Source organism: Actinoplanes sp. NPDC051633 (assembly GCF_040681735.1).
In the GTDB taxonomy this organism is placed as follows: domain Bacteria; phylum Actinomycetota; class Actinomycetes; order Mycobacteriales; family Micromonosporaceae; genus Actinoplanes.
Genome location: NZ_JBFAZH010000517.1, coordinates 1 through 5,395 on the forward strand (window position 1 = coordinate 1; position 5,395 = coordinate 5,395).

Annotated in this window: 6 protein-coding genes; 1 reads left to right on the forward strand and 5 read right to left on the reverse strand. The window is 68.2% G+C overall.

The features are described 5' to 3' along the window. The 5 genes from AB0M20_RS25430 to AB0M20_RS25450 all read right to left on the reverse strand — a co-directional run. Nucleotides 1-507: molybdopterin-dependent oxidoreductase (locus tag AB0M20_RS25430; protein ID WP_364302220.1), on the reverse strand; the 507-nt coding region annotated here is incomplete at its 3' end. 45 nt (nucleotides 508-552) lie between these two features. Further along, nucleotides 553-1,419, reverse strand: a complete 867-nt coding sequence (locus AB0M20_RS25435) for an enoyl-CoA hydratase-related protein (RefSeq protein WP_364302222.1) — start codon at nucleotides 1,417-1,419, stop codon at nucleotides 553-555. A gap of 23 nt (nucleotides 1,420-1,442) precedes the next feature. After that, a complete protein-coding gene (locus AB0M20_RS25440) occupies nucleotides 1,443-2,786 on the reverse strand; it encodes a Dyp-type peroxidase (RefSeq protein ID WP_364302224.1) in 1,344 nt (447 codons plus the stop codon). Nucleotides 2,787-2,809: 23 nt separating this feature from the next. Then, nucleotides 2,810-3,928, reverse strand: a complete 1,119-nt coding sequence (locus tag AB0M20_RS25445) for a DUF4331 family protein (RefSeq protein ID WP_364302226.1) — start codon at nucleotides 3,926-3,928, stop codon at nucleotides 2,810-2,812. Between the two features lie 35 nt (nucleotides 3,929-3,963). Beyond that, nucleotides 3,964-4,512 (reverse strand): hypothetical protein, encoded by a 549-nt coding sequence (locus AB0M20_RS25450; RefSeq protein WP_364302228.1) that lies wholly within the window; start codon nucleotides 4,510-4,512, stop codon nucleotides 3,964-3,966. 605 nt (nucleotides 4,513-5,117) lie between these two features. Between AB0M20_RS25450 and AB0M20_RS25455 the strand changes: the two genes are divergently transcribed. Beyond that, on the forward strand, nucleotides 5,118-5,395 hold a 278-nt coding region (locus AB0M20_RS25455; RefSeq protein ID WP_364302230.1), incomplete at its 3' end, for a GAP family protein.

A 5,395-nucleotide genomic window follows, 5' to 3' on the forward strand; every position in this document is an offset into this window, starting at 1 on the left:
GTGGGCGAGGGGCAGCGCGCGGACGAAGGCCAGGTCCTCCCTGCTGGTGTCCGCGAGGACCGGGTGGAGGTGGTAGGCGCCGTGGTCGGCGCCTTCGAACCGGACGTCGACACCCGCCGCGGACGGGTTCGCCCGCTGCAGGACGTCGTGCAGCAGAGCGCCGGTCCAGCGGGCGGTCGAGACCGCATAGTCTCCCCATGGTTCGCCGGTCGGCAACGGTCTCATCGCCAGACGTCCGTTCCCGGCGCATTCCAGGGTGACGGCTCGCTCGACCGCCGGCATGGCACGCAGGTCGTCGAGCGTCAGGGTCATCGGGTGCTCCACTGCGCCGCCGATCTCCAGCGTGCCGTCGTGTTCCGGCACCGCGAAATTGCTGCGGACGTAGTGGAACTCGGTGGGGGTGATTTCCCCGGTGAGGGCCTCGGGCGGCGCCTCCGCGTTGAACGGCGCCGGGTTGATCATGCGCAGTGCGGTGCGCGCCGTCTCGAAGCGGTCTGCCATCACCATGTCTCAGTCTCCTCGTTCACGGTTGATCGGTCGCCGTGCCGCATGTCAGTAGTCGGCGTCCCGGAAGGTCGGATCCCGGTCTTCGTTGAAGGCGCCGATGCCCTCGACGCGGTCCGGGTGGATGGCCGAACGCCAGTGCGCCTCCATCATGATCGCGATCGCCTGCTCGGTCGGCTGGCACTCGCCGAGCTGAACGGCCCGTTTGACGGCTTGGACCGCGGTCGGCGAGTTGCTCGCGATCCTCTCCGCGATCCGGTGTGCCGCGTCGAGGAGTTCGGTCGGCGGGTGCACTTCGTTGACCATGCCGAGCCGGTACGCCTCCTGGGCGGTGATCGGGTCGCCGGTCATCAGCATCTGCAGGGCCTTGCCGGGCGGGAGCAGCCGAGGGAGGAAGACCGGCGAACCGCCTCCGGCCGAGAGGCCGATCATCGCCTCGGGTTGGCCGAACACGGCGTTGTCGGAGGCGATGATGAAGTCGGTGCTCTGCGCGAGTTCGGAGCCACCGCCGTACGCGATGCCGTTGACCGCCGCGAAGATCGGCTTACGCAGCTGCCGCACCGTGTAGAGGGTGCGGTCGAAGTCCTGGCGCTGGCGCAGCCAGCCTTCCTTCGTCATGCTCTTTCGCTGCCGCAGATCGCTGCCCACGGAGAAGGCCCGCGACCCCGCCCCGGTGAGGATCACGACGCGGACCGCGGGCCGGACCGCGATCTCCTCGACGGCCTCGGTGAGGCGGCCGCCCATCTCGGTGGTGATGGCGTTGTCCGCGTTCGGCCGGTTGAGGGTGATGACGGCGATCCGACCGCCGGAGAGGTAGTCGAGCAGTACGGGGGAGTCGGGCTCATCGACATCGGAGGCCGGTGGGCCGAAGTCGAGTGCCTTCCAGCGGTCGGTGCTGGTCGCGTTCGTTGTCACGTTGTCCTCTTCTCCGCGGCCGGTCAGGTGTCGAGCTGTGCCAGCCAGCGCATCGCTCGCAGGCTGGGGGCAAAGCAGTACTCGCCGCCGCGGGTGACGACGAACGGTGGCAGTTGCTGGAGGCGACGCCGGATCGGCGTGGTGGGGATGGTGAAGGCCCCGGAGCTGTCATTCGGTCCGACCAGGGGGTCCTTCTCGGCCGGCGCGCCGATGAAGATGCCGTCCTTGAGCCATTGGGTCTTGACGAACTCGAACTGGCGTTTGAGGGAGGCTCCGGCGAAGACGAAGATGATGCCGCGATCGGCGCCGTCGTCTTCGAGCACCCCTTCGGGGAGTGCCGGGCCGTAGCTGGTCCCGCGGCGGATCATGCGATGGAGGCGTACGTTGACACCTCCGTCGTCGTCCAGCGCGTCTCTCGGGTTCGCCCGTCGGGCGTGCGCGCCGGCCGGGCACTTGAAGCCGCGCGGGTCGTCGGCGTAGCCGAAGTCGTTGCGCCGATGCGGGTCGGCGCCGAGGCCGGGATCGTCCTGGTCCGGGGAGAGGGCGAGCGGGGCGCCGCTCTGCCAGCGCCCGACCATCTTGGCGCCCAGCAGCGCCTCATCGGCTCGGCTGGCGGCCTTCTGGCGTAGGTATTGCCGATACGCCGCCACCCGGGTGTGCAGCTTCCGGAAGACCACGTACGTGCCATTGCGGCCGAGAACCTCCGGAGCCGGCATCGGCGGCAGCTCGCCCGTCTCGTCCGGATAACCGAGGATGATCTCCCCGGCCTTGATCGGCTCCTCCTTCGGGTTCGTGGAGGGCAGTCCGCTGCCCTCCACCGCCGGCTGGCCGATGCCGTCCCGGAAGCCGAAGGACGTGCGTCCGGTGGGGAGCTGGTAGCAGTCCTGCTGCCAGATCATCTCGACGCCGGCAAGCCCTTCGTCGGCGCGCCGTGCCCGTTCCACCAGTGCCCGCAGCCGGTCGGCGTCACCGGAGATCGCCGCGATGGCCACGTGGACGTCGCCGCTGCCCAGCGGCTCCTCCCAGTTGGCGGGGCCGCTGTCGCCGACATCGCCCAGCTGCGCCGCACGCGCCGCCATACCTTGCCGGAACTCCGGGGCGAAGCTGTCGAGCGATTCGTGCGGGACGCCCAGCGCGGCGAGCCCTTGATAGGTGAAGGCGACGGTGATCCAGGCCCCATGTACCGGATCGAGCGCGGGCCGACCGGTGTCGACGAGCGGAATCAGCCGCCGGACCAGCTCCCGTCCGGCAGCGCGGTCGTCGATACGCAAGAGCAGATAGGTTCCGACGTACGGCGACGGCCGTTCGTGCAGCACTCCGCTCTGGATGTCGTCGAGTTCCAGATCGACCCGATCAGTGATGCTCACGGCCGTTCGCCTGTCTTCCATGGTCACAGATGCTCGGGAGGCTCCGGCGGGTCCGGGTTCGGCGCTGCGAGGTAAGGAAAGGTCCGTGAGGCCGGCTTCGTCGCCTGGTCGACCCCGTCACGGACGACGGGCCCGTTCCCCGCGTTGACGAGCTGCGTGAAGATCGTGTCGATCACGTCGTCGTTGAGCGCCCGCCCGCCGCAGGTCTCGTGCTCCTTGCCCGCCAGCGCGGCCAGTTCGATCTCCAGGAAGGAGCCCGTTTCGGTGTATGGCCGGGTGAGGTCCACGACGAGGAAGTCGGCGAGCATGAGGCCGGTCAAGCGATGGTCACCGTTGGCCGCGGTGGCCCAGTCGGCCTTGCCGTCGAGGCCGTCCCAGAAAGCCAGGTTGGCGTTCATCCGCGCCCGGTAGGCAGCGTGATAGCTGGGTCCGAGATGGAAGGCGTCTTCCATGTTGTAGAGGTCGCGGATCTCGAGATCCCGGTTCACGGTGTCGAATTGCTTGGGTGCCAGCATCATGTTCTTCACCTCCGGCCGCCCGGTCCGCTCGATCCGCACGTTGAACTTGCCGCGGGTCAGGGTCTCGGCGATGACGCCGACCAGCTCGGCGCCACCGAGAACCGCGGTGTCGACCTCGACCACCAGGCTCAGGACGTTCTTGCCGTCGAGGAAGATTGCGCCGGGATCGGTGAACGCCAGCCGGCCCGTCGCGATGGTCTTCAACGCCGCGGGGGCGTCCATGATGAACGGGTCCCAGCGCGGGCCGGCGAACGCCCGCACGCCGTGCGCGGCACCGCCCTGTTCGTCGTTCAGCCGGAACCCGACAGCGTCGCCCGCCGGGGTGTGGCAGGTGCCCTCCTGCTCGCCGCCTTGCCCGCCGGAACCGAAGACACAGTCGAAGACGAACTCCTCCGGGCGGGCCCGGAATGGCGCCGGCTCGTCGTCGCCGTTCCGGGTCAATGGGCGCAGCCGGAAGCGATAGATGAGCCCGTCCGACAGCACATCCGAGGGCTTTGCGAACGGCAGCGTGTTCATGACCAGCACCAGATGTCCCGGCCGCTGCGGGCTGGGGAACGCGTAGACGTCGGTGATGTCGGCGATCGGGTCCGCTAGGGCACGGGGCCCGGAGATGTGGTCTGACATCGGCATCCTCGGTTCCGGCTGCGTCGCTCAGCCTGCTAGTCGGCGGCTTCGTCCAGCAGCGGCTTCAAGACCGGGTGTTGCAGCGCCTGCGCCGCATCCGGATCGTCCAGCACCTGCTGGAAAGCCCGGTTCACCCGCTCCGCCTTGCGAATCTCCTTGACCGTGCCCCCGTAGTTGCGGGCATAGGCAGCCGCGGTCTGCTGCGCGCCGAGAATGAACTTGCTCAACGCAGGACGATCGGGCAGGCCCTCGTAGCCCTCCACATGCCGGAAAATGGCATCGAACAGAGCCAGCGTCGGCCCAGAGGTGAAGAAATCCTCCATGTAGGCGTCCCAGGGACCGTCGAAGCTCGTCGCGAACACAAGCCGGGTGTCGTCATCGAAGAGCACGAACCGCGCCTCATGAATCGTGGCGATCGCAAGTCCATGATCCCCCGGACGGTAGCCCGGCGTCTGTTGCAACTCGTGGAGCGCAGCCCGCAAGGACTCGCCTTCACCCGTCTTGACCCGGAAGAACAAGCTGAACTCACTCGTCGGACCAGAACTCATGCCCGGACGAGACGTCGCCATCGCAGGAGTCGACATCGTGCCTCCTTGCAGTATGCCCAGCACCAATCCCCACCTCCGGGCACACCGACATTCGCAGCTGAGAAGACCGGCGGCCTCATCCCGCATGGGCGAACCTTGGCGTTCACGGCGGCGATCCGCCGGCGCCCGGTGCCCCTTGTGCGGCTTCGATGATCACCAGCGGGGCGTCACGGAACAGGTTCAGGCGCGGGACAAGGTCGTGGAGGCGAACTGGATGGTGAGGAACACCAGCAGAGACAAACCCGGCAACACGGCGCTGATCCGCTCATCCGTGTGCCCGACTCGCCCGTTGTGGATGAGGACGTGTTCGGGCTGGACGGAGATGCTGAGTCCTGACGGGGAGCTTGCCGTGCCGGTGACGCGACGTCGGCTTGACGGGCTCGAGATGGACGGCGAGCTGCCGGCGCCACTCGGTCCGCTGGTCACCAACCCCGACGGCTCGGTCGAGCGGTACCTCCGGCCGCGACCATTGGTCCAGCTACTTCCGTCTCTACGGCCCGCCGAACAGAAGCTGGAAGCTCGGCGACATCACACCTACGTGATATGCGGCCGATACCGCCGTGGTCACGGCCGGGTCGCCTCGATCAGATTCGGGAGGCGTCATGAACCAGGTCTTCGGAGAGCTGCTGCCGCTGGCGGTCGGGGTGGCGATCAGTCCGATCCCCATCATCGCAGCGATCCTGATGTTGCTGGCGGGGAAGGCCGGCGCGACCAGCCTGGGCTTCCTCCTGGGCTGGGTGGCGGGGATCGCGATGGTCACGGGTGTGTCCGCCGCGCTCGCCGCGGCCGGGTTCGGCGGATCAGACGAGCCGTCGTCCGCAGTGTCCTGGTTGAAGATGGGGCTGGGCGTGCTGCTGCTGATACTCGCCGTCCAGCAGTG